We start from the raw sequence: 24,566 nt of genomic DNA, 5'->3' as shown, positions 1-24,566 counted from the left end.
GGTGATGTCAGCTGACGGTCTGCGGAGCCGGAGCCGGAGCCGGAGCCGGAGCCGGTCCGCTGTAGTCCGGCGACCGCCAGGTCACCTGGAGCGGAATCGGTCCGTCGGGCAGCCACGGCTGCGCATCGACCGCGTCGCCGACCTGCCAGGTGCCGCGTTCGACGACGCCGAGCGCCGCGTCGATGACCTGGTAGCGCTGAACGCCTTCGTGAATGGCCTGCGACTCCACCCAGACGACGATCCACTCGCCCGGCGCGAAGCCGACCCGCCGCTGCACCGCCTCGATCAGATCGAGGTTGTGCAGGTGGCCGTCCCCGAAGTTGAAGCCGATGAGGGAGTTGCAGGCGAACTCCGCCTCCCGCACGGTCCACCGGTCGAGGTCGGGAATGTGGGTGTACAGCGCGGAGAACAGCCCGCGACCCTGGCTGTGCATCGACCGCCACGCGATGGTCTGCTGCATGGTCATCTCGGCGACCTCGCGCGGATAGCCCATGGCCAGCAGTTGATCGATCTGGTTCTGCGTCGGGCGATGTTCCAGGGTGTTCAGCTTCTCCTCGGCGCCGGGTGCGAAGGCCCACAGGGCCGAGGCCCAGTTGCCCGCGTACTGCCGCATGGACGGCAGGAACGACACCAGATCGGGCCGCAGATTGCCGAGCACGGGGAAGAAGACCAGCGCGACCGCGATCAGCGCGAGCAGCCACGGCGTCGAGAAGTCGGCCAGACCGTAACCGCTTTCGTTCGGGAAGCCGAGGAACAGGAACACCGAGAGGTAGGCGAACAACACGTTCCATTCCAGCGGCACCGCCAGCGGGAAGGTGGAGGTGATGAAGGCGTGGAAGATCACCATCATGATCACCCCTGCCACGCTGAGCCAGTGGTTGGTGGAGAACAGAAGCACCAGCGGGGTGATGATCTCGACGGTCGTGCCGCCGACATGGGCGAGGAACGAGGCCGTCTTCGACGGGCGCAGATCGTGCGGGAAGTCGCGGTAGTTCAGCCGCTTGATCCACTTGCCGGGCACGACCGGGCCGTTGGAGACCATCGGCGGCACCACATTGCTGAAGTGCTTGCCGAACTTGGACACGCCCGCGCCGATCCACACCACGCAGATCAGCAGCTTCGCGGCGATGATCATGTCCACGAACGGCAGCGTCGCGAAGAAGACCAGCGCGGGCAGATACTGCTCGCCGCGCGCGGTGAGGAAGACGGTCTTGTCGCGCAGGCCCAACAGCACGTAGAGCACGATCGGTGCGATCAGCAGCGCCGGGTTCACCAGGCCGGAGGTGTTGTCCGGCAGCGCCTCCGACAGCGACGCACTGCTCACGCCGGGCGCCACGATGGCCACCACCAGCGTCACCACGAACGCCACGTACATCACCGCGTCGAGGAAGGTGCGGGTGTCACCGTTGGTGAACGGCATCCACCGCCACGGCCGCAGCCGGATCGTGCCCGGCCGGGCGAAGAACAGCACGCCGCCGGTCATCGGCTTGAACTTGCCCGCGAGCGGCCCCCACGAGCCGGCGAGGCCGAGTCCTTCCAGCAGTACCGTCCACAGCACCAGCTTCTGGTAGACCACCGGCTGGTTCCACCACGCCGAGACGTCCCAGAACGGGCCGACCCCGGAGGTCCAGGTCGCCAGGGCGACGCCGGCGAGCACCGAGATCAGGGCGACCTTGAGCACATAGATCAGCTGGATCATCCTGGCCGAGCCGAAGCCGTAGTCCACCCAGTGCAATGCGAGTATCCGCATTCGCTCGGCGAGTGGTTTCTTCAGGAATTCCCCCGGATCGACGGGAGGAAGTTCTGCTGTTGTGAACCCCATTGTTCCGGCCCTTTCTGTCGGATGAAACAGAGCTGTGGATCGAATTGCGGCGAACGCGCGAAACGGGCGCAGCATTCACCTGCCCGAAAGTCGTTTCGGGCGGATGCAGTCGGGTGTCGAGGTTTATGCTCCGGCGACGGCGATTGCCGTATCCGCCGTGGCATCAGCCGTGGCGGCGAGGGCCCTGAGCTTCTTCTTGTCGATCTTTCCCACCGCGTTGCGTGGCAGCGCCTCGGTGATGTCGATCGACACCGGCACCTTGGTGCGGGTCAGCGAGGTCCGGCAGTGCGCGAGGAGTTCGGCGGCATCGACCGTCGCCTCGGGCATCGTCACCACATACGCCACCGGCACCTCGCCGAGCACCGGGTCCGGCGCGCCGACCACCGCGGATTCCAGCACCGCGGGATGCGTGTGCAGGACGTTCTCGATCTCCTTGGGGTAGATGTTCTCCCCGCCGCGGATGATCATGTCCTTGATCCGGTCGACCAGCACGAGGTAGCCGTCCTCGTCGAGGTAGCCGACATCGCCGGTGTGCAGCCAGCCGTCGATCACGGTCTGCGCGGTGGCCTCCGGCCTGCCGAGGTAGCCGCGCATCACATTGGCGCCGCGGATCACCACCTCGCCGCGTTCGCCGTCGGGCACGAGGCGGCCCTCGGGGTCCATGATCGCCACCGTCTGGCCGGGCAGCGCGACGCCGACGGTGCCCGGTTTGCGCGGTCCGGCGGGCGGGTTGAGCGTGGAGGCGCAGGTGCCCTCGGACAACCCGTACCCCTCGACGATCGGGACGCCGAACCGGGATTCGAAGCGGCCGATCAGCTCCGCGGGCATCGGCGCGGCGCCACAGACCACCCGCCGCAGCGAGGACATGTCGGGCGTGCTGCTCGCCGGCTGGGCGACCAGCATGGCGTAGATCGAGGGCACCGCCGAGAAGTAGGTGGGCCGGACCCGTTCGACCACGTCGAAGAAGGCCGAGGCGGAGAACCGCCCGGCGATCGTGACGCGGCCGCCCGCCAGCAGTGGCGACAGGATGCTCACGACGATGCCGTTGACGTGGAACAGCGGCAGGATCAGCAGACTGTGATCGGTGTTGTCCAGGCCGAACGCCTCGACCACCATGTCGCACATGGCCGCGACGTTGCCGTGCTCGAGCACCACGCCCTTCGGTTGCCCGGTGGTGCCGCTGGTGTAGATGATCAGGGCGGGCGTGTCCGACTCCGGCGTGACGGCCTCGTGCGCGCCCTCCTCGGCATCGGGTCCCGCCACCTCGGCCATGGCCAGCGTCCCCGCCTCCTCGCCGGTCACGGTGACCACTACCGAGGCCGCGCTGTCGCGAACCTGGTAGCCGATCTCCTCGGCCGTGGAATCCGGCCGCACCGGCGTGACCGCGGCGCCCAGCCGCCACGCGGCGAACATGATCACGGCGAATTCAAGACGATTCGGAAGAACCACCGCGACGACATCGCCCCGACGAATTCCGTGGGCGTAGAGAACGGTCGCCGCCGCCCGCACCCTGCGGGCGAAGGATTGGTTGTCCAGTTGTTCGCGATCGTCTGCGATGCACGCGCCGCTGGGATGCCACGTGGCGCGGAATTCCGGCAAACCGACAATTTGTTGCACGATGCCCTCACCGGGTCGATGTGATGCGGATTACATCGCAAAGGTAAGCCCGGCGGTGGGGCAGCGGCTACGGGCTCGCGCCCCAGAGTCTTCGCCCGGCTTTGTGCCGCCAGCACAACAAGCTGGGGAAAGCACCTGAACCGCAGCAAACCCTCCGGTACGGTCCGGGCATGAGTACGGACGTCGACGAGGCCACCCGCGCGGTCGCCGAACGTCTCAGGGCCGAATTCGATCAGATCACCGCGGATGTCACCGCGGTCTTCATCGACCGGATCCCGGAGTTCCACCACGACGACGAAGTGCGGCGGCTGATGATCGCCAGCACCGCGTCGAACCTGGCCGCCATCATCGACATGCTCGCCCTCAGCGCCTCCCGCGACGACATCACCGTGCCGCTGGCCGCCGCCGAATACGCCCGCCGCGTCGCCCAGCAGGGCATGGCGCCCGAAGCGCTGCTGCGCGCCTACCGTCTCGGCGAGCACTGGCTCACCCAGCGGATCATCAGTGAACTGCGTGCCTCCGAGCTGCCCGCCGAGGTCGCGCTGGAGACAGCCGGCCGCGGCGCGACGGTGGTCAACACCTACATCGACCGCGTCATCGAGGGCATCGTCGACATCTACGAAAGCGAACGCAGGCGCTGGGACATGCGCTCGGAGACCATGCGGGCCGCGCAGATCCGCGCGGTGCTCGACACCGAGAACCTGGACCTGGCCTCCGCCGAACACATGCTGGCCACCTCCCTGCGCGGGTGGCACCTGGCCGCCATCGTCTCCGTCCGCCAAGCCGGTGTCCCCGCGAGCGATCTGCTGCGCGCGGGCGTCGCGATGCTTACCGCCGCCACCGGCAAAGAACCGCTCACCGCGCTGATCGACGAACAGAACTGCTGGGTGTGGATCTCCTCGGCGGGCAAACCGTCCCTCGACGTCGAACTGCTCCAACGAGAGCTGGCCCGCCGGAAAGGCATTCATGTCGCGGTCGGCGACCTGGGCGCCGGTCTCGACGGCTTCCGGCAGACCTTCCGCGACGCCCAGCGCGCCCGCAACCTCGCCCTGCTCGCCGACAGCGGTTCACCCCTGACCCTGCACTCGCGCGTGGCGCTGACCGGCCTGCTGATGGACCACCTCGCCGATACCCGAGCCTGGGTGCACCGCGTTCTCGGCGCACTCATGCGCGACGACGAGACCACCGCCCGCCTGCGCGAGACCGTACGCACCTACCTGGACTGCCGCGGCAGCCTCACCGACGCCGCCGCCCGCATGCACATCCACAAGAACACCGTGCACTACCGGATCCGCCGCGCCGAGGAAGTGCTCGGCCACCCGCTCACCGTCGACCGGCTCGATATCGAAGTCGCCCTGCGGGTTTCCGAGCAGCTGGGCATGAGCCGCCCGAGCTGAGCGGGCGCCTACCGCCGCAGCACGCCCGCCGCCCTGGCGGCCCGCAACCAGTCCGGGAACTCGCCCAGCAGCCGCCGGTACAGGTCCTCGTCGGCGATCCGGTCGATATCGTCGACGTCGAAGAACCCCGCGTTGTCGACCACCCGGCCGTCCATCGTGTCCAGTGCGCGCAGCAGGCCGTAGTTCGCCGCGCCGAGCCCGATGAACTGCCAGAAGATCGGCAGGCCGGAGGCTTCCCGCAGCAGCGCGGCGATCTTGCTCTTCTGGCTGAATCCGCCGTCGGTGAAGAACAGCACCAGGGTGGGATCTATCGTCGGATCGAGGGTGTCGATGATTTCGCGCATGATCGGGATCTCGTTGTTGACCCCGCCGATGCGGGCGTAATCGATCCCGCCGTGCCTGCCCGCCATGTGCAGATAGGTGTCGCACCACTGCTCCGCGCCCTCCACCGTCACCGGCGGCAACGAGGCGAAATCCTTGGCGTAGAGATACGGTTCGAGCTTCCCGTCGTCGTCGAGCTGGATCGCCACCGGAATCATCCGCTGCACCACCCGATGCATCACCCCCATCCGGTACAGCGTCCCCATGCTGCCCGTCTTGTCGATGACCAGCACGATCCGCGCGCGTTCTTCCTGCGCGCCCTTGGTGGCGAGAACGTCGAGAACAGCCTCTTTCCGCAGATTCAGCTGCCGCCGTTTCTCCAACGACAGCAGATTCTCTCCGGGGACGAAGCGGATCAGCGGCCGCGCCGCGGTCGGCAGGGGCGAGATCGTCGGCGGCTCGTCCACCACGATGCCGTGTGCGGTCACCAGCTCGGCGAACCCGCCCGCATAACCCTGCCCGATCGCGCGCACCTTCCACGCCCCGTCGCGCCGGTACAGCTCGAACGCGATCAGCACGGACTCGTCGGCGAGTTGCTCGATGCGGAAGTGGAACAGGGGATTGCCGAACCTGTCCGCGACGATCGCGAGCGGCGGGGGCAGGTGCCGGAAGGCGGCGCTCTGGTCGTCCAGCGTGATCACGGCCCGTACCTCGGCGATCTCGGCTGGAATCGCCGAAGTCGAGATCGACAGCGAGGCAGGCGATCCCGCCGATCCCGGAGTGAGTCGCACACCGGGCCCGGTGGGATTGTTGTAGAACACGAAGTCGTTGTCCGACCGGACTTTCCCGCTCGCCGTCACCAGCAACGCCGACACGTCGACCGGCGCCGCCACTTGCACCGAGATCGTGATCTCGCTCGCGTGCAGCGCGCTGTTCTGGCCCTTCACCAAGGGGATCGCGGTCACTGGCCTTCTTTCTCGCCGGAGGAGTGCGTGCAACCGATGGCGCTGCTCAGTCTCTCTGTCCGCCCCTCGCCGCACAGATAGACCGGCATCATCCGCCGAGTATCACCGGGTCGAGGCGTCGGCGCGTCGGTCGATCGCACGATTGCGCGAGGAGCGAGAAGGTGCCCGCAGTTCGCGGTGGGGTCGGTTCGTCCGTTTGTGTCGGTGGCGGGAGCTACCGTCGAGTGCGTGTCAGTGAATATCGATGTCGCGTTCTCGATTCGGGAGTTGCGCGACGAACGTGAGCGGGCCGGCGTGGCCGCCCTGCTCACCGATGTGCTCGAGAAAGAGCGGTTGAGCGATGAAGTGTTCATCACGTTCGGTGGAGACGGAAAGAACCTCTCCGTATCGGCCGATTCCGACTACCCGGTGATCTTCAGCCGGTTCTACCGCTGGCAACCCGAGTTCGAGGCGATGCTCACCAGTCGGGTGACCGCTCTCATTCCGCACGCCGAACTCGAATTCTGTTCGGAGTACGTCGATGAGGACTGACAGCGATCTCACCGGCCCTTGGAGCGACGTACTCCCCGCCGAGGCCCCGGTAGCGCACAGCAATTTGAACGTGACGGTCGGTGCCCGGGAGTTCACCACCCTGACCCGAGATCATCTGCACTACTGGCTGGGCAGGCTGCCCCACGTGCGGAGTGGGCCGTTCATGACTGTGAGCAGGTCAGGTCAGGGCGGTTTCATTCAGACCTATCGCAACAGCGCTACCGACCACTCGCTGGAAATGCATCCCCCCGAGGAGGATGGTCGATACGTGTACGCCACGGTCGACGATGTCGAGGTCGTCGGCGAGTTGATCTGGGCGTGGCTCGAGAACGATCAGGTCCGCCTCGACGCGGTCGCTTGGGAGCACGGCACGGTTTAGCCGTGCCGGCACTCTCGTCACCGGTGCCGGCGAGAAGCTGTGGTCACTCGCAGCCATTGGTGGAGGGCTGCGAAGTCCTCGTCACCGAGCCCTCGGAACGACTCGACATGCCTCAGGAGCGCACGGCCGGGATGGTGGGTAGCGACCCAGTCGCGGTCGGCGTCGGTGATCTCGTCGTCGACCCAGGCGAACGGGCGTCCGGCCGCCCGGTCTACCAGGGTCCGCGTCTTCCAGCAGAGCCCGAACCATCGGTCCCCCTGCCCCACCGCTGCGTTCGTCGAGAGCCTGTACGGTCCCGTGGCCACCGTGGTCGACGGTTCGAGAAGGCCATGGCGGAAGAATGATGCACACTCTTTCCCGGAGTGGACGTCGCGGGGCCGGAACACCCGAGATGTGCAGCAGTCCGCTAGACGCAGACCACCGGGAAACCCATCGGATCACCCTGAATGACCGAGGAACCGTTCGTCAGGCACATCAGCAGGACCCGGGTGAGGTCCATCGCGGCGGAACCGGTGGAAGGCTGGGGGGTCACGACGGGATCCGCCATCGCCGGCGCGGCCGCCGCCATTGCGGGCGAGAAGCCAACCGCCACCGTAATACCGATCACCACAACGATTTTCGTTGCCATCCGGAGCATTTCGCCGCCTTTCGAACGCTGAGTAGCAAACCTGACAGTAGTCAGGGGTCGCGAGTTCGGAACGCCCCGATTTCCATTGACAATGCTTCTGCTGCGGGTTCAGCACCCCGAAGAGGCGCTCCACCGTGTCCTTCCGATCTCCGGGGTCGGTGTCGGCTTCCCACGCGTGGCCTCGGTCCAGAAGTTCGCGCAGACCGGCAGAGGACTCGTCCGATACGGTGGGCCACTCGACGCCGAGAGCTTCTAGGGTGTCGCGAGCGCCGTCGGTCGCGACGATCAACCAGGCGCGACCGAATCGCGTGGGTAGGCGAATTCGAGAGCGTGGTCCGCTGCCGCTGGGTCGGCTTCGGCAATCCAGTAACTCCCGGTGCGGTTTCGATGGCTGCGTTGGTGCTGTTGGAGGTCGCGGAGAAGCTCGTGATGGGTACGGTCGTAGCCCGAGCCGGCGGCCAGTCGGCGCCGGTAGCGGTCCGACAGCGATGCGCTGAGTGCGTGCAGTCTGTCATCGGAGTGGACCTCGACATTGCCGTCCTTGGTGCCGACGATTACCGAGCTGTCGCCGAGGAGCAGTGCTGTCACGATGTCCGGGCCGACGTGAACCACGGCGATCGTGCTGGACGGAGATGCGCCGGGTTGCAACCGCAGTTTCTCGGCGGTGGTGTGGATCGCCTCTCCCACCGCGACTCTCGGAGGCGTGCCGTGGCCGAGCCGGGTGGTGAGTTCGGGGCCGAGTGTATCGACGTAGCCGGAGGCTGTGGGGATGTCGGGATGATGCGTGGTCGCTCCGTCGAGCACGGCGACGCCGTAATCGAATACGAGTACACGGTCTTCGCCGTTGCCGTCGGGCCGTTCGGCGATGGCGATTTCATGTCGGTCAGCCATCGGTGACGAATGGGCCGGCGAGTATGCGGCTGTCGGTGATCGCGAAATCGGAGTCGAAGTCGCATTCGATCACCGCACGGAATCGAGCCCCGACCGCGGTGAACGTGGACATGCGCGTGCACGAGTGGCAGCGCAGCGCCGCTGACCCGCCCTGTTCGGCGGCGTCGAGCGCTCACTGATCGTCAGGCTCCGCTAGCGGAGCGATCCGGAGAATTGTCAGGCCATCGCCGATGCCGATCCTGAAACGGACGACCGACGTCGTTCGAGAGAGTCTCTGCGCTCGGTATCGAATGGGCAGTCCTTGTAGAGCATCATGGACCTCTGGTTGTTGAGGTTGTCCCTCACGACGATGCCCCCGGCATGCCGCCCATTTGTCCCCGCGTACCGATGCTCGAGCAGTCGCAGCCGCGAGCCGAAGCGGTCCCGAAGTTCACCGTAGCTCTCAGTGAGATGGATGTTGTCGATCAGTCCCTGGGAGTAGGCGAAACAGGCCATGGGAAACAACAACGCCGACGCGAGCAGATCGGCGACCTGCAATGCAACATGTGCGTCGGAATGCCCGAAGACGGGGCTTTCTACCAGTCGAGGGTATGGATTCCCGCCAGCACGGAACCGCTCAGTGGTAATCCGGTGTACTGACGGGACGTTCTTCGACTTGGTTCTGGCATCGAGAACGATAGCGCCGGAGGTGTTGGCTGCTCGTGACTGCGCTTCGAGCTGTTCCGCGACTCGGGCAACAGTGACCGCGTACACCCAACGAGCGAGCGGCTCCGTCCCCTTGATATGGATCTCGCCGACGATCTTCGCGTTGCATTCTTCGAGAAGGTCGAGTGTGTCGTTCAGTAGCGCGTAGACAGCACGCCGGGCGTTTCGTCCCCCGTTGCGGATGTCTTTGCGCAGGTCAGACCCCTTGATCTCGTGCGTGATCAGGTCGCTCAACTGAACCGTAGGCTGCGCAAGCATGGGCCGGAACTTCTTCTTGAGCTGTAGGAAGTTGTAGACCAAGCCGTGGACCCGCTGATGATCTACGACCAGTCCGGCGATGACAAGTACCGGCGGATCGGTCGCAGTCCTGAGAGCCTGCTCATCCCCCGACTCATCGAGATAGCACAGAAGCACCGGCCAATGGTCGATGATCATGACCCAGGACACAACTAAGGCCACCCTTGGAGGGGTGGCCTTAGGACCTGCCGCACGGTGTGCGACGTTTGCTTTTGCGCCTTCGATGATGCCAAGTTCGCCAGCTCATCGCAACCTACAGGCACAACGTGTCGTAGACGCTGATACGTCCCGTGTGATCGAGAACGGCTTGGCGACAGGACCGAGGTCGTGTGGCCCTACCGAGCGGTGGCCTGCATCGTGTTCCCGCGCAGCCTCGACCCGCCCTGTTCGGAGGCGTCGAGAGATCACTGATCGTCGACCTCCGCGCCGGGGAAAGGTCCCATCATCTCGGCGATCGGGAGAGTTTCGCGCGGCCGGGCAGAACACCTCGTGGCAGCGGTCCCGCTGACCGCGGTCTGTTTGCCACGCCGGGCGAGGTGAGGGCGTCGACGAGGGGTGGACGCCTGCGATGGCTCTTGGTGCGCACAGCGAAGGCGCTGGTGGAGCCAGCGCATATCGAGCGGTTCGTTCGGGCCGACCTCGAGCCGCGCGATTCACCGACTCGCTCGGAAACCCGTTGTGGCGCTGTAACATTCCCGCGAACGCGCCGATATGGTGACGCAGCGTTAGAGGTTGGAGGAAACCATCGTCAAGCCAAGATCACTCACCGGCGTGACAGGTGCGAACACGTGAAGCTGACACCGGGAGCAAACGCCCCTGTCCCCACATCGGAGATGGCTGTCACGCTCACTTGGTCCGGGGGCGACGCGGTGGATCCGCAGGCACTCCTGGTCACCGAGACGGGGAAGATCCGTGACGACAAGGACTTCGTGTTCTTCAACGCACCGAGGCATCCCTCCGGAGCGGTATCCCTCACCGAGGCGTCGACGGCGCGCCCGGAGGTGACCGTCGCACTCGCTCGGGTCGAGCCGGAGATTTCCCGGATCGTGATCACCGGTTCGGTTGACGAAGGATCGTTCCGCGATATCCGCGGACTCACCGTATCCGTACGAGAGCAGAGCAGCGGAAATGCCGCGCTCTCGTTCGAGGTCGACCAGGCCGAAGCGGTGACCGCGATCGTCCTGGGTGAGTTCTACCGACGCAACGGAGCATGGAAGTTCCGCTGCGTGGTTCAAGGATGGAGCAGCGGTCTGCGCGGACTCGCCGAGGAGTTCGGCGTACAGGTCGATGACGAGGCCGAACCGTCGTCGGCTCCCGCGCCCGTCCCGGCGCCGGCGGGGCCTGCCGCGCCCCCACGGCATCATGCGTCAGCCTCCTCAGGGGCGAGCGCGCCTTCCTCTGAGCCGAATCGGCAACCCGGCTGGTACGCCGACCCGGATCGCCCCGGCTGGCTGCGTTGGTGGAACAACGGCATCTGGAGCGAGGACCGTCGCCAGATCTTTCCTGCCGGGCAGGGGAGCTGCGAACGGTGCGGGCGTCCCGTGCAGTCTCGATTCCGCGGAGCACGACCATGCCGTTGGTGCGAGAACGATGTCAAGCAGATCATGCAGGGCTGGCGCGCCCAGGCATGGCAGGTGCTCACGACAACCGGACCGCTGGGGCCGGATTGGGACGCGCTATGGGTTTCGCTGAACTTCCACCAGGTGCACATCGACACGGGCCGGGAAGCGTTGATGCCGTTGGCAATCGGATATCTCGAGCGTGTGGTGACCTTCGCGTTCGCCGACAGTCAGATCGAAGAGCACGAACTCGACGAGTTCGAACGTGCGGTGGCCACGTTGGGCGCGGTGACCAACCTGAGCCCGGCGCAGCGTCATATCGACGATCTTCGCCGACGGATGCTGCGTGGCCGATCCCTCACCCAGGTGCGGGCCGGGGAACTACCTCGGGTGCAGTCGACGCGGGTGCACCTGGAAGCCGACGAATTCATTTACCTCGAGACCGACGCCATGCACGTCAAGTACCTGGCGAGCGGACCCAAGCACACCCCGGGGCGGATCATCGCCAGCAACAAGAAACTCCGGTTCGTCGGTCCCGGTGCGGGCAGCGAACTCTCGTGGGCCAAGATCGTCTCGGTCACCAGCGAGTACGGCAACGTCGTCGTGGCCGCGACCACCGCCCGTGGGGGTGGCACCTATCAGGTACACGACGCCGAATGGGCCGCCGCGGTTCTCGAAGGCGCGCTGCGTGTCGCCAAACGCCTGGTCCTCGCGCCCGGACAACGCGACACCCGCTCGATCCCGCCGCACGTCAGGTCCGAGGTGTATCAGCGCGACGGCGGCAAATGCTGCCAGTGCGGAGCCATCCACTATCTGGAGTTCGACCATGTGATTCCGCTCAGCCGGGGCGGAGCCACGAGCGTAAACAATCTTCAGATCCTTTGTCGCCAGTGTAATTTGGAGAAGGGGGCACGCTTGTAGAAGCAGGCTTGTCCGGAGCGGTCCGAACTGATGCACGATCAGGGTGCCGGGGGCACCTGAATGCCGCGTACTGCGTACGGTTGACTGGCTTCACGCGGCGCGGCTCGGGTGTTGGGATGGGCGGCGAAGCTGGGCGATTCGACTACTGTGAGCGCGTGGGGATCGTGGAGTACGCGCCGGGAGATGTCGTCTACTTCCCCGAAGGCCCGTTCAGTGGGATCTGTGGGGTAGTTCGAGAGGTCGATACTCGGCGGGCACGGCTCCGCATCGAATTCCACGAGGGAGTGGTACATCGTGAAGGCGGCGTGCTTCGGGGACAGCAGCACAGTCTGACCGCTGAGTTCACCGAAGTCGAACTTCTCTGATTCTGTGCACGCGGGGTAGGTATTGCGGCGACTGCGCGGATGCCGCAGCTACTCACGAATAAATCTGCACTAGTTGGCTTTCAATGATCACAGAGGTCAAGTTGAAAGGTTCGCCGGCGCTCGGCCGGTGACTCGATCACAGGAGACGACTTGTCCCTCCGTACCCGTATCGCCGCGTCCGTTCTCGCCGCGGGCGCGATTACCGCACTCACGTCCGGACTGGGCGCGGGCACTGCGAGCGCGGCCACGTATCTGGGCCACTACTCCGGCTACAACGCCGAGTGGGCGTGCAATGCCGACAAGCTCGCCGTCGGCTACGTGCCTGATGCCGTGGTGCTGTGCGACGAGCTGAACGGCAACCGGTTCCGGCTGTCGGTGGTGCCGCATTCCGAACTCCCGCTGCACCTGCTCACGCTGACCGCGACCGGCAGCTTCGACGGCCTCTTCTAGGGCGTGTGCCGAAGTGAGGGCGGGCTGTCGGCCTGCCCTCACTGGTGGTGGAGGAACCTGACTTGGCTAACGCACACGATCCGGGCCGCGGTCGATTCCTCGTTCCCGGTGGCGTTCGGCCTCTCGATACCGTCCCTGGCTCATTGGTGGTCGATGAATCGAGGTCTGCCGCGCCGCCTCTGTCGCTGGTTCGGGGCTGCTGATGTCCAGTACCTCACGCATCAGGACCTGATCGACCGATAATCCCCGGTCGACATCACGCACCATCCGCGCCAGCCGTCGTTCCGGCGCGTCGTGCTCGACTTCCACAGCCGGCATTGCCGACCGCTGGTAGGTGTGGGTCTTGTCCGGGAAGTGGTATCCGGTGTCCTGACCGTCACGGACGGCTCGAAATCGTTCCAGGTCCAGGCCCGCGACCTTCTCCGGCGTGATCTGTAACCGGTCGGCTTGCCGACGAGCCTGCTCGACCGCGATCTCCCGCTCCAGCCCTTCCCTGCCATGGAAACGCTGCTCTACCGCCCGCACATGCTCGATACCCAACTGCTGGACCCGCGCATTGTGCTCCACAGCGATCTCCCGCCAGTATCCTTGCTCGACTTCGCGTCCGATCTTCTCGAGACCGCGAACCACATCCTGACGGCGCCTCTCACGTTCTTCCTCCCTCATCTGCTCGACCGTGCGCATCCGGTCCTCACTCAGCCGCAACCCCAGGGATTGCAAGAGATGGCGTTCGTTCCTGCGCTCGGCCTCCCGGATACTGTCCAACCGCTTCGACAACCGCTCATGTTGCTTCTGTAGCGTTTCCGCGGCCAGTGACTTTCCCGCCTCGGCACGGTCGGCGATCTCCCGCAGCTGCTGGTGCACCTGTTCCCGGTGACGCTCGCGCTGATCGGCAAGCGACTTACCTGTCTCGAGTGCTTTCGTGAACGCTTTCACCTGCCCGGGGTCCTTGCGATCGCGAACCTGCTCCCGCGCCTGCTGACCGATCCCCGGCAATTCGAGCTGCTGACCGCGTTCCAGTTGCCGACCCAGCGCCCAGACCTCGCGGGCGTCCGCCCGGGGCACGATCTGATGGGTGAACTTATCCGGAAAATCCCGCTGTAGCTTGGCGATCAATCCCTGCGCCTTCGGCGAGATACGTTCGCCCGCGACCGAGCGCAGGAGAAGATGTTCGACCTTGCCGTCCTTGATCAATTCATAGTCGCGCTCCAGCTGGCTTTCATCTTTACGTCCGCTGATCTCGCCCGATTTGTCTTCGATGGCTCGAACGGGACCGTTCTCGACGGCTCCTCGCTGCTTGTCGTAACGACGATTCGCGCCTACTTCGATATGCAATTCTTGTTCGTGTGATGGCTTGAGATATCCATTCTCGCGATCACGGTAATGGCGGTCGGTGCCATTTTCCCAGATCCGCCCGCGCGCATTGTTGTCGAAGGAATCGCGATCTCTGTCGTATCCGTCACGAGACATGACTCACCCACCCCCGGAATTCTGTCCATCTCAGATCCGACGCATTGCGTCGGCGAGCGTCACCGAACCGAATTCACGATTCGGTCGTGTTCCTCGCGCATCTCATCGGCCAGAAGTGAGAAGCCGTCACCATATTCGGAATGTCCGACGACGATCCGCATGAGTTCCAGCATCGTGAACCCTTCCTCGGCGTCGTCGTCTCCGAACCATCGAAGTCCCGGGTTCACTCTGTCGTAGAAGGAGTGGTCACGGCCGCGCCACCTGTATTCGAACCATTGTGCTTGCGCGAATTTGATATAGCATTCGCCGACGAAGCAGATGAACGCGTCCGCCGTATCCGAATTCTCGGGGTTCGTGGCTGTCTCCATATCGGGAAACAGTTCGGTGACAAGGGCGTCGAGCCGCTTCACCTCCGGCGAATCGGCGGGCCAGGGCGTGGCCGGGATGCGGGCGATACCCGCACGGTCCATGAACTTTTGTGCCTGGGCTCTCCGGCGTTCGGGGTCGACCCAATCGCCCCAAGCGGTCCGTTGAACTTCGAAGTCCAAGCTCAACTGCTCGTCGGTCCCCACGCTTTCCCCTTCCAGCGGTTGTCGTCGATGAATGTTGCTCGTCACAGAAAATGGTTCCCGGCTGCCGAGACGGCGACCGAGGATCAGTGAGGGCTATTCGTCGCGTCTACGGGTTGAGAGCAGTCATTCCTGCCGACCGCGCCAGACTCCGCAGCGTGTCCGACGGCCGCCGCTGCAACGCTGCGAGCGTGTCGATCGTGTCATCCACAGTCCGTGATGCACGGAAATGCTCAGCGCTCGCTGCCCGCGATTCGACAAGGGCGCCCGTCGCCGCCTCGAGCTGTCCCGCTCCGAGATACGCGCGCGCCGCATCAACCCAGAAGTAGGCGCGGCGCTCGGCCGGAAAACCGTTGGGTATCCGCATCGCTTGTACATACTCGATTGCCTTGCCGGGCTCGCCGAGATCCGCTTCCGCACAAACCCGGTAGGCGCTCACGTTGGCAGGGCCGATCGGGGTGTTGTAGATGACGCGGTCTCCGATGTGGCCGGCCAGGTGCTCGGCTTCGTCGAGGTGCGTCCGTGAGGTGTCGGCGTCGCCCGTTGCGGCGGCGATTGTGCCAGCGCGCATGTGCAGCATCGAAGCGACCGCGGCGGCCGTGGCATCCTCATCCACGAAAGGTTCGATGTCGCCGAGCGATCGACCGATGAGCCGCAGTGCTTTCGGGGTGGCACCGACGCGGGAAAAGGTGGCGGCTTGGACGTAGTGAACGGTGCCGAGAAGCAGGGGGTCCCCGGATCGCTCCGCCGCCCACACCATCCGGTCCGTTGCGGTCATACTGAGGTCTGAGTACCCCAGTTTGTGGGCGACGGTATTCGCGGCTCGGTAGGCGTCCACGAGCAGGCTGTAGGCGGGCCGCCCACTGTGCTGCCCCGAGACGAGTAGAGCGTCGACCAGGTCCGGCAGCGTCTCTGTGATCCGCGTGTACTTGGCGTCACGACGCCATTGCGAAACTTGGGCAACCTGTCGGGCCAGTTCGGGCAGTTCGACGGGTTCGACGTCGTCGACGAAATCCGTTGCAGCGAGTGTGCGCCGCAAGATCGGCACGACTGTGGCTAGTTCAGCCGGCTCTCTGTCCTTGCCGTACAACTCCGATGGGTCGACCCCGAGTGCGCGGGCAACCGATCCGACCCACACTGTCGAGCCACGTTCTTGCCCGGTCTCGACCTGGGCGAGCATGGATCGGCTCACGTTGGCGGCGGCGGCGAGTTGGTGCTGGGTAAGGCCGCGCTGCTTTCTGATTCGGGCAATGTTCTTGCCGACATTGGTCCGTGCCATGCAGTACACGCTACGCCCGAAATGTCGAACATTCTCCGAACATTCGCCCTGGTCGCAGGGCCGTAACGTCCTGATCGGCCCCGGCGTCGAGCGTCATCGGTAACCCGAACCACCCGCACCCCTTGCGGCATGCACCTGGTTCGGCCCCTCGACGCCGGGTGCTCACCATTACGGCGGTGACGGAAGGCAGTGGCATGGACGCGCTCGGAGTGGCCACGTCTTATCCGCCGCTCCCGAGGGGACTCAACAATACGGGCGCGATTTCCGGAGCAGGTCGGACATCGCAGCAAGTCGTGAACCGTCCGATCTGCCTGCTGCGAAAGGATCCGAGTTGAACGTCAACGATGCCTGGATCGTTCTGGCGCTGTCGCCGCTATCGGCGTTCTTCACTGTCCTCCCGTACCTCGTCAGGTCGAGGCGGTCAGTCATGTCGGTCTCTCCGTCGATCGGCGGAGCCAGGGCTTCTCACCGTGAGCGGGTTGGCTCCGACGGTCCGACCGATACCCGAGCGGTAGTCGTCGAGCACGTCGACCGCCCGATGGTCGCCCGACACGGTGCGGCACCGATGGCTACCTCTCTGTCCACCAGGCAATTCGATGGCACCGCTCCCAGCGGTTGCCCCGCCGGTCGTGGCTCGCCACCGGATGCCGACAACGAGTCGCGTGTCCCTCTGTACACCGAACAGTTCGCGTCCAACCCGCACGCCGCCTATGCCCGGATGCGTGCACGGTTCGGATCGCTGGTGCCGGTCTGGCTGGCTCCCGGGGTCCCCGCGACCTTGGTGATCGGCTACTGGACCGCGTTGAAGATCCTCAACGATCCCGACCACTTCCCCGCCGATCCCAGTTCCTGGCAGCGTGACATACCGCGGGGGTGCCCGGTGCTGCCGATGATGCAGAAGCGTCCGAATGCGCTGCGCAGCAGCGGTATCGAACACGTGCGGTATCGCGCGGCCAATGTGGACGCCCTGGCTCGCGTGGATCTGACTGCCCTGCACGCGGTGGTCGAGCGCAGCGCGGCGCGGTTGATCGACGGGTTCAGCACCACCGGCCGGGCCGATTTGCTCGGCGACTACGCACGTCCGTTGGTTTTCGAGGTGATCGGCGAGCTGATCGGGTGCGATTCCGACATCAGTGAGCGGGCTGCCGCCGGGATGGCGATGATGTTCGATTCCACCGCCGATGCGGTGAGTGGGAACCGGTTGGCGGTGGCGGCGTTGGGCGGGCTCGTCGCTCGCAAGCGTGTCGAGCCGGGGGAGGACGTCACGTCCTGGCTGCTCGCGCATCCTGCGGGTCTGGATGATGTGGAACTGGTCCATCAGCTGTTCACCCTGTATGCGGCGGCGAGTGAGCCGTTGACGAATCTGATCGTCAACACGGTGTCGTTGACGATGAGCCGGCCGGATTTCGGGGGCCGGGTCGTCGCGGGGGAGGTCTCGACTCGTGACGCGCTGACTCATGTGTTGTTCCGTGATCCGCCGTTGGCGAATTTCTGTATGTCGTATCCGCGTCGACCGCAGCTCGTCGGCGAGACGTGGGTGCCTGCGCATCAGCCGATCGTGATCAGTCTGGCCGCCTGCAACAACGATCCGGCCGTAGTGGGCGGCAACATCTTCGGCAACGAATCCCATCTGGGACTCGGCGCGGGCCCGCATCGGTGCCCTGCACGCGCTCTGGCCGAGCTGATCGCCGGCGACGCGATCGATCAACTCCTCGACGTACTGCCCGAAATCGAACTCGCTGTCCCCGCCGAAGAGCTGAGGTGGCGGCCGGGACCGTTCCATCGGTCCTTGGAATCGCTGCCCGTGGTCTTTCCCGCTGCCGCATCACTGTCCGTTCCGACCGTCCGCTGAATGTCAGGTGATCTGTGATGACCGATCTGCAACCCGCCCCTGCTTCTATATCCGTGCCTGGTGGTGATCGTGGTCCGATCGTGCTGGATGTCACCGGCTCCGACATCACCAATGAAGCCATCGCACTGCGGGATCGGGGGCCGCTGGTGCCGGTGGTGCTGCCCGGTGATATCCCTGCGTGGGCGGTCACCGATGCCGAGGTGATCAAGCAGCTGTTCACCGACTGGCGCGTGTCCAAAGACGCCCACCGGCACTGGCCGAAGTTCCGTGCCGGACAGATCCCGCCGGATTGGCCACAGATCGCGTGGATCTCGGTGCGCAACATGTTCACCGCCTACGGCAAAGACCACCAACGATTGCGCAAACTCGTCGGGCCCGCCTTCACCGCCCGCCGCGTCACCGCGTTGCGCCCGCAGATCAGAATGATCGTCCGCAGGCTGCTCGACGATCTCGCCGCCCGACCCGACGGGGCGGTGATCGACCTGCGCGAGGACTACGCCACCCAGGTGCCCTTGCGAGTGATCTCGGCCTTGATGGGGGTTCCCGCTGATCTCCAAGCACGCCTGCGGGTGTGTGTCGACGAGATCTTCTGCACCGGCCCGCAGCGTGACCCGCAGGCCACCTTCACCGAACTCCTCGACACCCTCACCCAACTGGTCGCGCGCCGCCGCGTCGAGCCCGGTGCGGACATGACCAGCCTGCTCATCAGCCACCGCGACGAACAGGCCGACCGGCTCACCGAAGAAGAACTCGTCCACACGCTGCTGTTGGTGATCAGCGCCGGCTACGAGACCACGGCGAACCTGATCGATCAGGCCGTCTACCAGGTGCTGACCCGGCCCGAACTGCTGGCGCAACTGCGCGTCGGGAGTGTCACCTGGTCGAGTCTGATCGAAGAGTGCTTGCGCTACGCGCCACCCGTACCGAACCTGCCGCTGCGCTACGCGGTCACCGATGTCGACATCGCAGGTCAGCGGATCAAAGCCGGTGACGCGATTCTCGCCTGCTTCGCCGCCGCCAACCGCAGCCCGAGCGCGCACCACCCGAACCCTGACGCATTCGACCCGACCCGCCCGAACAAGGAACATCTGTCCTTCGGCTACGGACCCCACTACTGCCTGGGCGCGCCTTTGGCCCGCCTGGAAGCCGCCGAAGCACTACCCGCCCTCTTCGGGCGTTTCCCGGACCTCACACTCGCGGTCGAAGCCCACGAGCTGAAACCGTTGTCCAGCTTCGTCTCCCACGGACATCAGTCCCTGCCCGTTTACCTGGACCCGCCACACCACCCAGGAGGGCACCACCGTGGTCACTGACACGCCGTCGCCGTCGCCCGCCGGTGTGGTCATCCCGCTCGAACACGCCCCCAGCATTCGCATTACCGACGAGCGCCGCCACGACAACCCGCATTGGCCGACGCGCTCGCCTCGGGACGCCACGATCGCGCTGCATCTCCACGGCGACTGTGCCTGGCACTGCTCCACCAAGGTCGCCGCCCTCCTGGTGAGCAGGGACGGCTACCGGTACTTCCGCGATCGCGGCTGGATGGAAGGAAACGTATGGACAACATCGCTCTCGGATTGCTGAACCTCACCGTCAGCTCCGCGCCCGACACCGACCGGCACACCCTCGTCGAACTCGCCACCGCAGACGGCTACACCCTCACCCGCATCCTCGACATCGACGAGGACACCTTCATGCCCACCACGCTCATCATCGACAGCGCCCACAAGATCCGCGCCGCCACGATCCTGGCTCCGAGCTTGGAACACTTCGGGACCGCGACCAGAGCGCTCACCCTGGCAGCCACGCTGGTCGTGCCACAGGCCGTCATTCCTCGCGTGCGCGGCTGGACCCCCAACCCCTGACTTCACATCACGGACCGGCTCCGCCGACGGATGCTGCGCGGCCGATCCCTCACCAGGTGCGGGCCGGTGAACTACCTCGAGTGCAGTCGACGCGTGTGCACTGCCGGGAGGGTGCCGACGCTGGTCATCTGATCATGATCGCGTCGATCGTGTGGTTCGAAATCGATCGGGTACAGCTAGGACGAGTGCATCTCGACCCCACGAAACCGCTATTACACCGATATTTGCCGGGTAACAGCGGATGGTTGAACGGAGGTGTCATGACCGACCAGATGCGGCAGGCCAAACGGCCGGTCAGTGCCGCCTTGGCTGGGCCGTACGGGCATCCTTTCCACCCGATCCTGGTCACCGTCCCGATCGGCGCCTGGCTGGCCAGTGTGGTGTTCGATATCGGCTCCCACGTGGTCGACGATCCGGCCGCGCTCGCCCGCGGCGCGCAGTGGTTGCTCGCGATCGGCGTACTGGGCGCCCTCGCGGCTGCCATGGTCGGTTTCCTCGACCTGTTCTCGATTCCTTCCGGAACACCGGCGTTCCGCATCGGGCTGGTGCACATGAGCCTGAACCTGGCTGTCACCGTCGCGTTTGCGCTGGGTTTCTGGTGGCGGACCGCGGGAACCGGAGTCGATGTCGCGACCCCGGCCGGTCCGTTGATCGTGTCGCTCGTCGCCTTCGCGACCTTGGGCGTCTCCGGATATCTGGGCGGCAAACTCGCGTACCACTACGGCGTACGGGTCGCCGACGAAACCACCCAGGTCACCGGATATCACCGTTGACCTCTCTTCCTGCTCACACTCAGGAGTCATCATGGGCCTCGCTGCTCTGATCCTCTGGCTGCTCACCGCCGCCGGAGGGTTCGTTCTGCTGAGCACCTGGATCGCCAAAGGCGGTGCACGCCAATCCGGTTCCAGCCACCTCCCCGCTCCGGTCGTGTTCGGGCACTTCCTACTCGCCGTGGCCGGACTGGTCGTCTGGATCATCTATCTCTTCGTCGACAACGACGCGCTGGCGTGGGTTGCGTTCGGCCTTCTGGTGCCGGTCGCACTGCTGGGATTCGTGATGCTGCTGCGGTGGCTGCCGGTCTACCGGGGCCGCGCCCCGATCGTGGCCGAGACGCCGGCGGAGCGCCATTTCCCGGTCGCGATCGTGGGTGGCCACGGGGTACTGGCCATCGCCACGCTCGTGCTGGTCCTATTGACCGCCCTCGACGTCGGGAGCTAGATCCGGAAGTCGGCGTCCTTGGACACCACGACCCGATCCTCTGCGTCGGCGACAGCCGTCACCTGGTCGTCGGTGGTCCGGTTTCCTTCTGGTCGAACGTGCCTGGCATGTGGGATTCGAGCAGGAGTGAGACGAATAATGACCAGGACGAAAGTCCTGGTCATTATGGTTGAGCCGATGACGGGAATCGAACCCGCGCTGTCTGCTTGGGAAGCAGAAGTTCTACCATTGAACTACATCGGCAGGTCTTGCACGCGCGTTGGGAGCATAGCAGAGCTACCCAACGCGCGCGAGAAGCCCAGGTCGAGTTGCCGGTGTCAGTAGGCCTGCGCCCAGGTGTAGCCGTAGTCCGAGCGGCCTTCCTCGCGAGCCACCATTGTTCCGTTCACGTAGATCGCGGTGTAGACGTAGCCGGCCTCCTCGTGCTTGATCGCCGACCAGGTGACGGATTCGTTCGAGAACGTCACGTCGACGTGGCGGCACCACAGATCGTCGCCTGTCTGCTCGGTCAGGGTGACGATCTCGTCCCGCTTGCCGAACCTGTCGTAGTAGGTGATCTCGTGGCCTGCCGGTACGTCGGAGCAGAAGATGTAGCGGACGTTGCCCCCTGCGGGGACATGCGCGGCGCCGGCGATACCGGCGCCCGAGACGACCGCTCCGGCGATCGCTACTCCGGTGGCGATCACGGTGACAACGTGCCGCGTGGTTCTGCGTGTCATGGGGATGTCCTTCACATAAGTGATGGTGTCGACAAGATGTTCCGTCAACAGTCGTCGCAGCTGCCGCGAACGAACCGGACATTGAATCATGCTGTGTACGAGTGCCTTTCACCCGGTGCGCACGCCTGGCCGCGGACGGCTGGAAATCACCTCTCGACCGGCCGGGTCAGCGATGTTCCGGCGCATCCGATCGTCTCGCATCGACGGGTGCGACCGGTCGGTCGTCGGTGTCCTCGGGTGTTCGAGGGCGACTGCGGAACACCACCAGGCACACCCCCATCCACGCGAGGCCGCCGCACCACGCGCCGAGCACATCGGTGGGCCAGTGCACCCCCAGGTACACCCGTGACCATCCCACCGCGAAGACGAACACCGTCGCGAGCGCCCAGGCGGCGACCCGGGCGACGAGGCGTTGCAGGCGAGGGATGAAGACCGCCGCGCAGACGGCGATCACGACGCAACTGGCGACGGCGTGGCCGGAGGGGTAGGAGAGGCTGGGTTCGTAGGTGAGCCGGTCGGCGACGGGCGGGCGCTCGCGGCCGATGAGTCGTTTGCCGCCGAAGACGATCACGGCGGCGCCGAAGCCCGCGACGGCGACGAGGGTGGCGCGGGCGCGGTCGCCGGTTCGCAGCAGGTAGGCGCAGACGACGGTGCCCAGGATGGTCATGGACAGGGTGTCGCCGACGGTGCTGACGAAATAGGCCAGCGCGGTGAGCGGGCCGGCGCGGTGCTCGATGATCCATCCGGACACCCACGGGTCGACGACGAGCAGCCCGCCGTGGTCGTGCGGGGCCCGCGCGCCCACATCGTGGACCACGACCTGCCAGGTGAGCACGCCGAAGCAGGTCGCGAACACGGCGGTGATCAGAGCCAGCGCCGGGAGCGATCGGGCGTGCGGGGGTGGCGGTGCGGTCACCTGTCCACCTTGGCATCCCCGAGCCGGGAACCGGCCCGGGGATACCGGCCGGGTCAGAACTTGCTGTAGCCGCCGTCGATGAGCAGCGAGTCGCCGGTGTGGAAGGCGCTGGCGGGGCTCGCCAGGTAGACGGCCACCGATTCGAAGTCCTCGGCGCGGCCCCAGCGGCCGACGGGCATGCGGGGCAGGACGCGGTCGCGGAAGCGGTCCCAGTTGAAGAGGTCCTCGGTCATCGGGGTCTCCACCCAGCCGGGCAGCACCGAGTTGGCGCGGATACCGTGCTTGGCGAGCTCGACGGCGATGGAGTTCACCACGGCGATGATGCCCGCCTTGCTGGCGGCGTAGGACTGGCCGCGAGGGGCGCCCTGCTTGGCGACGAGGCTCGCGGTGGCGACCAGGCTGCCGCCCTCGCCCTGGGCGACCATCACCTTGGCGGCTTCGCGCAGGGTGACGAAGGCGGCGTCGAGGTTGACGGAGGTGACGCGGCGGAATTCGGCCAGGTCGGTCTCCAGGAAGGAGACGGTGCCCTGCGGGACGCCCGCGTTGACGAAGCAGGAGTCGATGCGGCCCAGTTCGGCGGCGGCCCGGCCGATGGTGTCGGCGACCTGCTGTTCGTCGGCGACATCGCAGGCCAGGGTCAGCACGCGGTGGCCGAACTCGCTCAGTTCTTCGGCCGCGGCCTCGTTGCGTTCGACATTGCGGCCGACGATGCACACGTCCGCGCCCGCGCGAGCCAGGCCGCGGGCGTAGCCGAGGCCGATGCCGGAATTGCCGCCGGTGATGACGGAGACGTGACCGGTGAGGTCGAACGGTGAGGCGTCGGTCATTGTGGGAGGTCCTTCCGTAATGTGTCAACGAGAGGTTATCTGTCGCGGCTTGTCACCGTGGGCGTGATGACCGAATGCAAGCGAGCGCTAGGCTCATGGCGTGCTGCTTTCCGATCGTGACATCCGTGCGGAGATCGCCGCTGGGCGTCTCGGGGTCGAGCCGCTGCTGGAGAACCTGATCCAGCCGTCCAGCATCGACGTCCGGCTGGACCGCATGTTCCGGGTCTTCGACAACTCCCGCTACACCCACATCGACCCGGCTCAGCGCCAGGACGAGCTGACCAGCCTGGTGGAACCGGGCGAGGGCGAGCCGTTCGTGCTGCATCCGGGCGAGTTCGTGCTCGGGTCGACGCTGGAGGTCTGCACCCTGCCCGACGACCTGGCCGGTCGGCTGGAGGGCAAGTCCAGCCTGGGCAGGCTCGGGCTGCTGACGCACTCGACCGCGGGATTCATCGATCCGGGCTTCAGCGGTCACATCACGCTGGAACTGTCGAACGTGGCGAACCTGCCGATCACGCTGTGGCCGGGGATGAAGATCGGCCAGCTGTGCCTGTTCCGGCTGAGCAGCCCCGCCGAGCATCCCTACGGCAGCGCGGCCGCGGGCTCGAAGTATCAGGGCCAGCGTGGGCCGACGCCGTCGCGCTCGTATCTCAACTTCCCGCTGCCGACCGACGCGATCGACGCGGTGGAAGCGCGCTGAGCCGGTAGCGCCCGGTGTCTGCCGGGAATGCGATGTCGTCGAATCGAGTTTGTGTGGCAGCGCATTGCGTGAGCGCTGTTGCGCGACAATCGGTTACGCCGCTACCCGCGGATGGCGGGGACCGGCGGCGCACTTCCGGTCCCCGCCACCGCACTCCCGCCGCTTCCCCGACGATTCGGCGGGAGCTCGCCGCCCGCGCGCGAAACCCGCTCCGGGAGCACCCGTCCCGGCGGATCACGCGGCCCGAGCGGCGACATCGCCACACCCTTCGAGAGTGCCCCGACACGCCGCGTGAGGGGGAGT

Annotated in this window: 26 protein-coding genes and 1 tRNA gene; 13 read left to right on the top strand and 14 right to left on the bottom strand. The window is 65.8% G+C overall.

All coding sequences use genetic code 11. The annotated features are described in order from the left end of the window. Positions 1-7 precede the first annotated feature (7 nt). Both ON26_RS25770 and ON26_RS25765 read right to left on the bottom strand, forming a co-directional pair. A complete protein-coding gene (locus ON26_RS25770) occupies positions 8-1,822 on the bottom strand; it encodes a DUF3556 domain-containing protein (RefSeq protein ID WP_040799507.1) in 1,815 nt (604 codons plus the stop codon). A gap of 123 nt (positions 1,823-1,945) precedes the next feature. Then, the gene (locus tag ON26_RS25765) at positions 1,946-3,439 is read right to left on the bottom strand and encodes a class I adenylate-forming enzyme family protein (protein ID WP_051027584.1); all 1,494 of its coding nucleotides are present in this window, start codon (positions 3,437-3,439) and stop codon (positions 1,946-1,948) included. Positions 3,440-3,609: 170 nt separating this feature from the next. Here ON26_RS25765 and ON26_RS25760 point away from each other — a divergent pair, with 170 nt between their 5' ends. Then, entirely contained in the window at positions 3,610-4,836 is a 1,227-nt protein-coding gene (locus tag ON26_RS25760) for a PucR family transcriptional regulator (protein ID WP_040799504.1), read from the top strand. Positions 4,837-4,844: 8 nt separating this feature from the next. Here the strand turns inward: ON26_RS25760 and ON26_RS25755 are convergent, their stop codons facing one another. Further along, entirely contained in the window at positions 4,845-6,122 is a 1,278-nt protein-coding gene (locus ON26_RS25755; RefSeq protein ID WP_040799502.1) for a vWA domain-containing protein, read from the bottom strand. 177 nt (positions 6,123-6,299) lie between these two features. On the opposite strand from ON26_RS25755, the gene ON26_RS25750 reads away from it, so the two are divergent. Together ON26_RS25750 and ON26_RS25745 are read left to right on the top strand one after the other, a co-directional pair. Then, positions 6,300-6,653 carry a hypothetical protein gene (locus tag ON26_RS25750; RefSeq protein WP_157172006.1) on the top strand — a complete coding sequence of 118 codons (354 nt, stop codon included), beginning with the start codon at positions 6,300-6,302 and terminating at the stop codon, positions 6,651-6,653. Next, positions 6,643-7,032, top strand: a complete 390-nt coding sequence (locus ON26_RS25745; RefSeq protein WP_040799497.1) for a hypothetical protein — start codon at positions 6,643-6,645, stop codon at positions 7,030-7,032. Before ON26_RS25750 ends, ON26_RS25745 begins: the two co-directional genes overlap by 11 nt. 406 nt (positions 7,033-7,438) lie before the next feature. On the opposite strand, the gene ON26_RS33605 is transcribed toward ON26_RS25745, so the two are convergent. From ON26_RS33605 to ON26_RS25730, 3 genes are all read right to left on the bottom strand, one after another. Continuing rightward, positions 7,439-7,660 carry a hypothetical protein gene (locus ON26_RS33605; protein WP_157172005.1) on the bottom strand — a complete coding sequence of 74 codons (222 nt, stop codon included), beginning with the start codon at positions 7,658-7,660 and terminating at the stop codon, positions 7,439-7,441. 285 nt (positions 7,661-7,945) lie between these two features. Continuing rightward, entirely contained in the window at positions 7,946-8,464 is a 519-nt protein-coding gene (locus ON26_RS25735; RefSeq protein WP_157172004.1) for a hypothetical protein, read from the bottom strand. A gap of 303 nt (positions 8,465-8,767) precedes the next feature. Beyond that, the gene (locus ON26_RS25730) at positions 8,768-9,691 is read right to left on the bottom strand and encodes a DUF3800 domain-containing protein (protein ID WP_157172003.1); all 924 of its coding nucleotides are present in this window, start codon (positions 9,689-9,691) and stop codon (positions 8,768-8,770) included. 650 nt (positions 9,692-10,341) lie between these two features. Here ON26_RS25730 and ON26_RS25725 point away from each other — a divergent pair. From ON26_RS25725 to ON26_RS25715, 3 genes are all read left to right on the top strand, one after another. Continuing rightward, entirely contained in the window at positions 10,342-12,033 is a 1,692-nt protein-coding gene (locus ON26_RS25725) for a TerD family protein (RefSeq protein ID WP_040799492.1), read from the top strand. Between the two features lie 155 nt (positions 12,034-12,188). Continuing rightward, positions 12,189-12,398 carry a KOW domain-containing RNA-binding protein gene (locus ON26_RS34285; protein ID WP_040799489.1) on the top strand — a complete coding sequence of 70 codons (210 nt, stop codon included), beginning with the start codon at positions 12,189-12,191 and terminating at the stop codon, positions 12,396-12,398. Between the two features lie 150 nt (positions 12,399-12,548). After that, positions 12,549-12,848, top strand: a complete 300-nt coding sequence (locus tag ON26_RS25715) for a hypothetical protein (protein ID WP_040799487.1) — start codon at positions 12,549-12,551, stop codon at positions 12,846-12,848. 66 nt (positions 12,849-12,914) lie between these two features. Here the strand turns inward: ON26_RS25715 and ON26_RS25710 are convergent, their stop codons facing one another. The 3 genes from ON26_RS25710 to ON26_RS25695 form a co-directional block, all read right to left on the bottom strand. Further along, a complete protein-coding gene (locus ON26_RS25710; RefSeq protein ID WP_157172002.1) occupies positions 12,915-14,318 on the bottom strand; it encodes a hypothetical protein in 1,404 nt (467 codons plus the stop codon). A 59-nt stretch (positions 14,319-14,377) separates the two neighbouring features. Further along, complete coding sequence (locus ON26_RS25700) at positions 14,378-14,890, bottom strand: hypothetical protein (protein WP_157172001.1); 513 nt, start codon at positions 14,888-14,890, stop codon at positions 14,378-14,380. Positions 14,891-14,996: 106 nt separating this feature from the next. Then, the gene (locus tag ON26_RS25695) at positions 14,997-16,166 is read right to left on the bottom strand and encodes a helix-turn-helix domain-containing protein (protein WP_157172000.1); all 1,170 of its coding nucleotides are present in this window, start codon (positions 16,164-16,166) and stop codon (positions 14,997-14,999) included. A gap of 565 nt (positions 16,167-16,731) precedes the next feature. Between ON26_RS25695 and ON26_RS25690 the strand changes: the two genes are divergently transcribed. The 6 genes from ON26_RS25690 to ON26_RS25670 all read left to right on the top strand — a co-directional run bounded on the left by ON26_RS25690 (position 16,732) and on the right by ON26_RS25670 (position 21,101). Beyond that, positions 16,732-18,018, top strand: a complete 1,287-nt coding sequence (locus tag ON26_RS25690; RefSeq protein ID WP_051027580.1) for a cytochrome P450 — start codon at positions 16,732-16,734, stop codon at positions 18,016-18,018. Positions 18,019-18,035: 17 nt separating this feature from the next. Further along, positions 18,036-19,331, top strand: coding sequence for a cytochrome P450 family protein (locus ON26_RS25685; protein WP_051027578.1), 1,296 nt, complete (start codon positions 18,036-18,038; stop codon positions 19,329-19,331). Continuing rightward, a complete protein-coding gene (locus ON26_RS33600; protein ID WP_157171999.1) occupies positions 19,321-19,602 on the top strand; it encodes a hypothetical protein in 282 nt (93 codons plus the stop codon). The genes ON26_RS25685 and ON26_RS33600 overlap by 11 nt, the downstream gene beginning before the upstream one ends. Beyond that, positions 19,575-19,883, top strand: a complete 309-nt coding sequence (locus ON26_RS25680; RefSeq protein ID WP_040799475.1) for a hypothetical protein — start codon at positions 19,575-19,577, stop codon at positions 19,881-19,883. Before ON26_RS33600 ends, ON26_RS25680 begins: the two co-directional genes overlap by 28 nt. A 260-nt stretch (positions 19,884-20,143) precedes the next feature. Further along, positions 20,144-20,656, top strand: a complete 513-nt coding sequence (locus ON26_RS25675) for a DUF2231 domain-containing protein (protein WP_174375446.1) — start codon at positions 20,144-20,146, stop codon at positions 20,654-20,656. A gap of 31 nt (positions 20,657-20,687) precedes the next feature. Beyond that, positions 20,688-21,101, top strand: coding sequence for a hypothetical protein (locus tag ON26_RS25670; protein WP_040799473.1), 414 nt, complete (start codon positions 20,688-20,690; stop codon positions 21,099-21,101). On the opposite strand, the gene ON26_RS35130 is transcribed toward ON26_RS25670, so the two are convergent. From ON26_RS35130 to ON26_RS25650, 5 genes are all read right to left on the bottom strand, one after another. Then, positions 21,098-21,265, bottom strand: a complete 168-nt coding sequence (locus ON26_RS35130; protein WP_169333771.1) for a DUF5615 family PIN-like protein — start codon at positions 21,263-21,265, stop codon at positions 21,098-21,100. The genes ON26_RS25670 and ON26_RS35130 overlap by 4 nt on opposite strands. Positions 21,266-21,273: 8 nt before the next feature. Continuing rightward, positions 21,274-21,344 (bottom strand) — tRNA-Gly (locus ON26_RS25665). A 74-nt stretch (positions 21,345-21,418) separates the two neighbouring features. Continuing rightward, positions 21,419-21,820, bottom strand: coding sequence for a hypothetical protein (locus ON26_RS25660; protein WP_157171998.1), 402 nt, complete (start codon positions 21,818-21,820; stop codon positions 21,419-21,421). Positions 21,821-21,986: 166 nt separating this feature from the next. Beyond that, entirely contained in the window at positions 21,987-22,736 is a 750-nt protein-coding gene (locus tag ON26_RS25655; RefSeq protein WP_051027576.1) for a phosphatase PAP2 family protein, read from the bottom strand. Between the two features lie 53 nt (positions 22,737-22,789). Further along, a complete protein-coding gene (locus tag ON26_RS25650) occupies positions 22,790-23,563 on the bottom strand; it encodes an SDR family NAD(P)-dependent oxidoreductase (RefSeq protein ID WP_040799469.1) in 774 nt (257 codons plus the stop codon). Between the two features lie 100 nt (positions 23,564-23,663). Between ON26_RS25650 and dcd the strand changes: the two genes are divergently transcribed. Then, positions 23,664-24,263 (top strand): dCTP deaminase, encoded by a 600-nt coding sequence (gene dcd, locus ON26_RS25645; RefSeq protein WP_040799466.1) that lies wholly within the window; start codon positions 23,664-23,666, stop codon positions 24,261-24,263. The last annotated feature ends 303 nt before the right edge of the window (positions 24,264-24,566 follow it).

Origin of the sequence: Nocardia higoensis NBRC 100133, from assembly GCF_000308595.1 — a bacterium.
GTDB classification, from domain to species: Bacteria; Actinomycetota; Actinomycetes; order Mycobacteriales; family Mycobacteriaceae; genus Nocardia; species Nocardia higoensis.
The sequence above is the reverse complement of the archived record's forward strand: the minus strand, read 5'-3'. Positions and strand labels throughout refer to the sequence as shown.

Excerpts from the sequence above, each read along its gene's own strand:
- ON26_RS25770 (WP_040799507.1), bottom strand. The coding sequence starts at position 1,822 with ATGGGGTTCACAACAGCAGAACTTCCTCCCGTCGATCCGGGGGAATTC.
- ON26_RS25760 (WP_040799504.1), top strand. The coding sequence starts at position 3,610 with ATGAGTACGGACGTCGACGAGGCCACCCGCGCGGTCGCCGAACGTCTC.
- ON26_RS25745 (WP_040799497.1), top strand. The coding sequence starts at position 6,643 with ATGAGGACTGACAGCGATCTCACCGGCCCTTGGAGCGACGTACTCCCC.
- ON26_RS33605 (WP_157172005.1), bottom strand. The coding sequence starts at position 7,660 with ATGGCAACGAAAATCGTTGTGGTGATCGGTATTACGGTGGCGGTTGGC.
- ON26_RS25730 (WP_157172003.1), bottom strand. The coding sequence starts at position 9,691 with ATGATCATCGACCATTGGCCGGTGCTTCTGTGCTATCTCGATGAGTCG.
- ON26_RS25710 (WP_157172002.1), bottom strand. The coding sequence starts at position 14,318 with ATGTCTCGTGACGGATACGACAGAGATCGCGATTCCTTCGACAACAAT.
- ON26_RS25695 (WP_157172000.1), bottom strand. The coding sequence starts at position 16,166 with ATGGCACGGACCAATGTCGGCAAGAACATTGCCCGAATCAGAAAGCAG.
- ON26_RS25690 (WP_051027580.1), top strand. The coding sequence starts at position 16,732 with ATGGCTACCTCTCTGTCCACCAGGCAATTCGATGGCACCGCTCCCAGC.
- ON26_RS25685 (WP_051027578.1), top strand. The coding sequence starts at position 18,036 with ATGACCGATCTGCAACCCGCCCCTGCTTCTATATCCGTGCCTGGTGGT.
- ON26_RS25680 (WP_040799475.1), top strand. The coding sequence starts at position 19,575 with ATGGACAACATCGCTCTCGGATTGCTGAACCTCACCGTCAGCTCCGCG.
- ON26_RS25675 (WP_174375446.1), top strand. The coding sequence starts at position 20,144 with ATGACCGACCAGATGCGGCAGGCCAAACGGCCGGTCAGTGCCGCCTTG.
- ON26_RS25670 (WP_040799473.1), top strand. The coding sequence starts at position 20,688 with ATGGGCCTCGCTGCTCTGATCCTCTGGCTGCTCACCGCCGCCGGAGGG.
- ON26_RS35130 (WP_169333771.1), bottom strand. The coding sequence starts at position 21,265 with ATGACCAGGACTTTCGTCCTGGTCATTATTCGTCTCACTCCTGCTCGA.
- ON26_RS25660 (WP_157171998.1), bottom strand. The coding sequence starts at position 21,820 with ATGACACGCAGAACCACGCGGCACGTTGTCACCGTGATCGCCACCGGA.
- ON26_RS25650 (WP_040799469.1), bottom strand. The coding sequence starts at position 23,563 with ATGACCGACGCCTCACCGTTCGACCTCACCGGTCACGTCTCCGTCATC.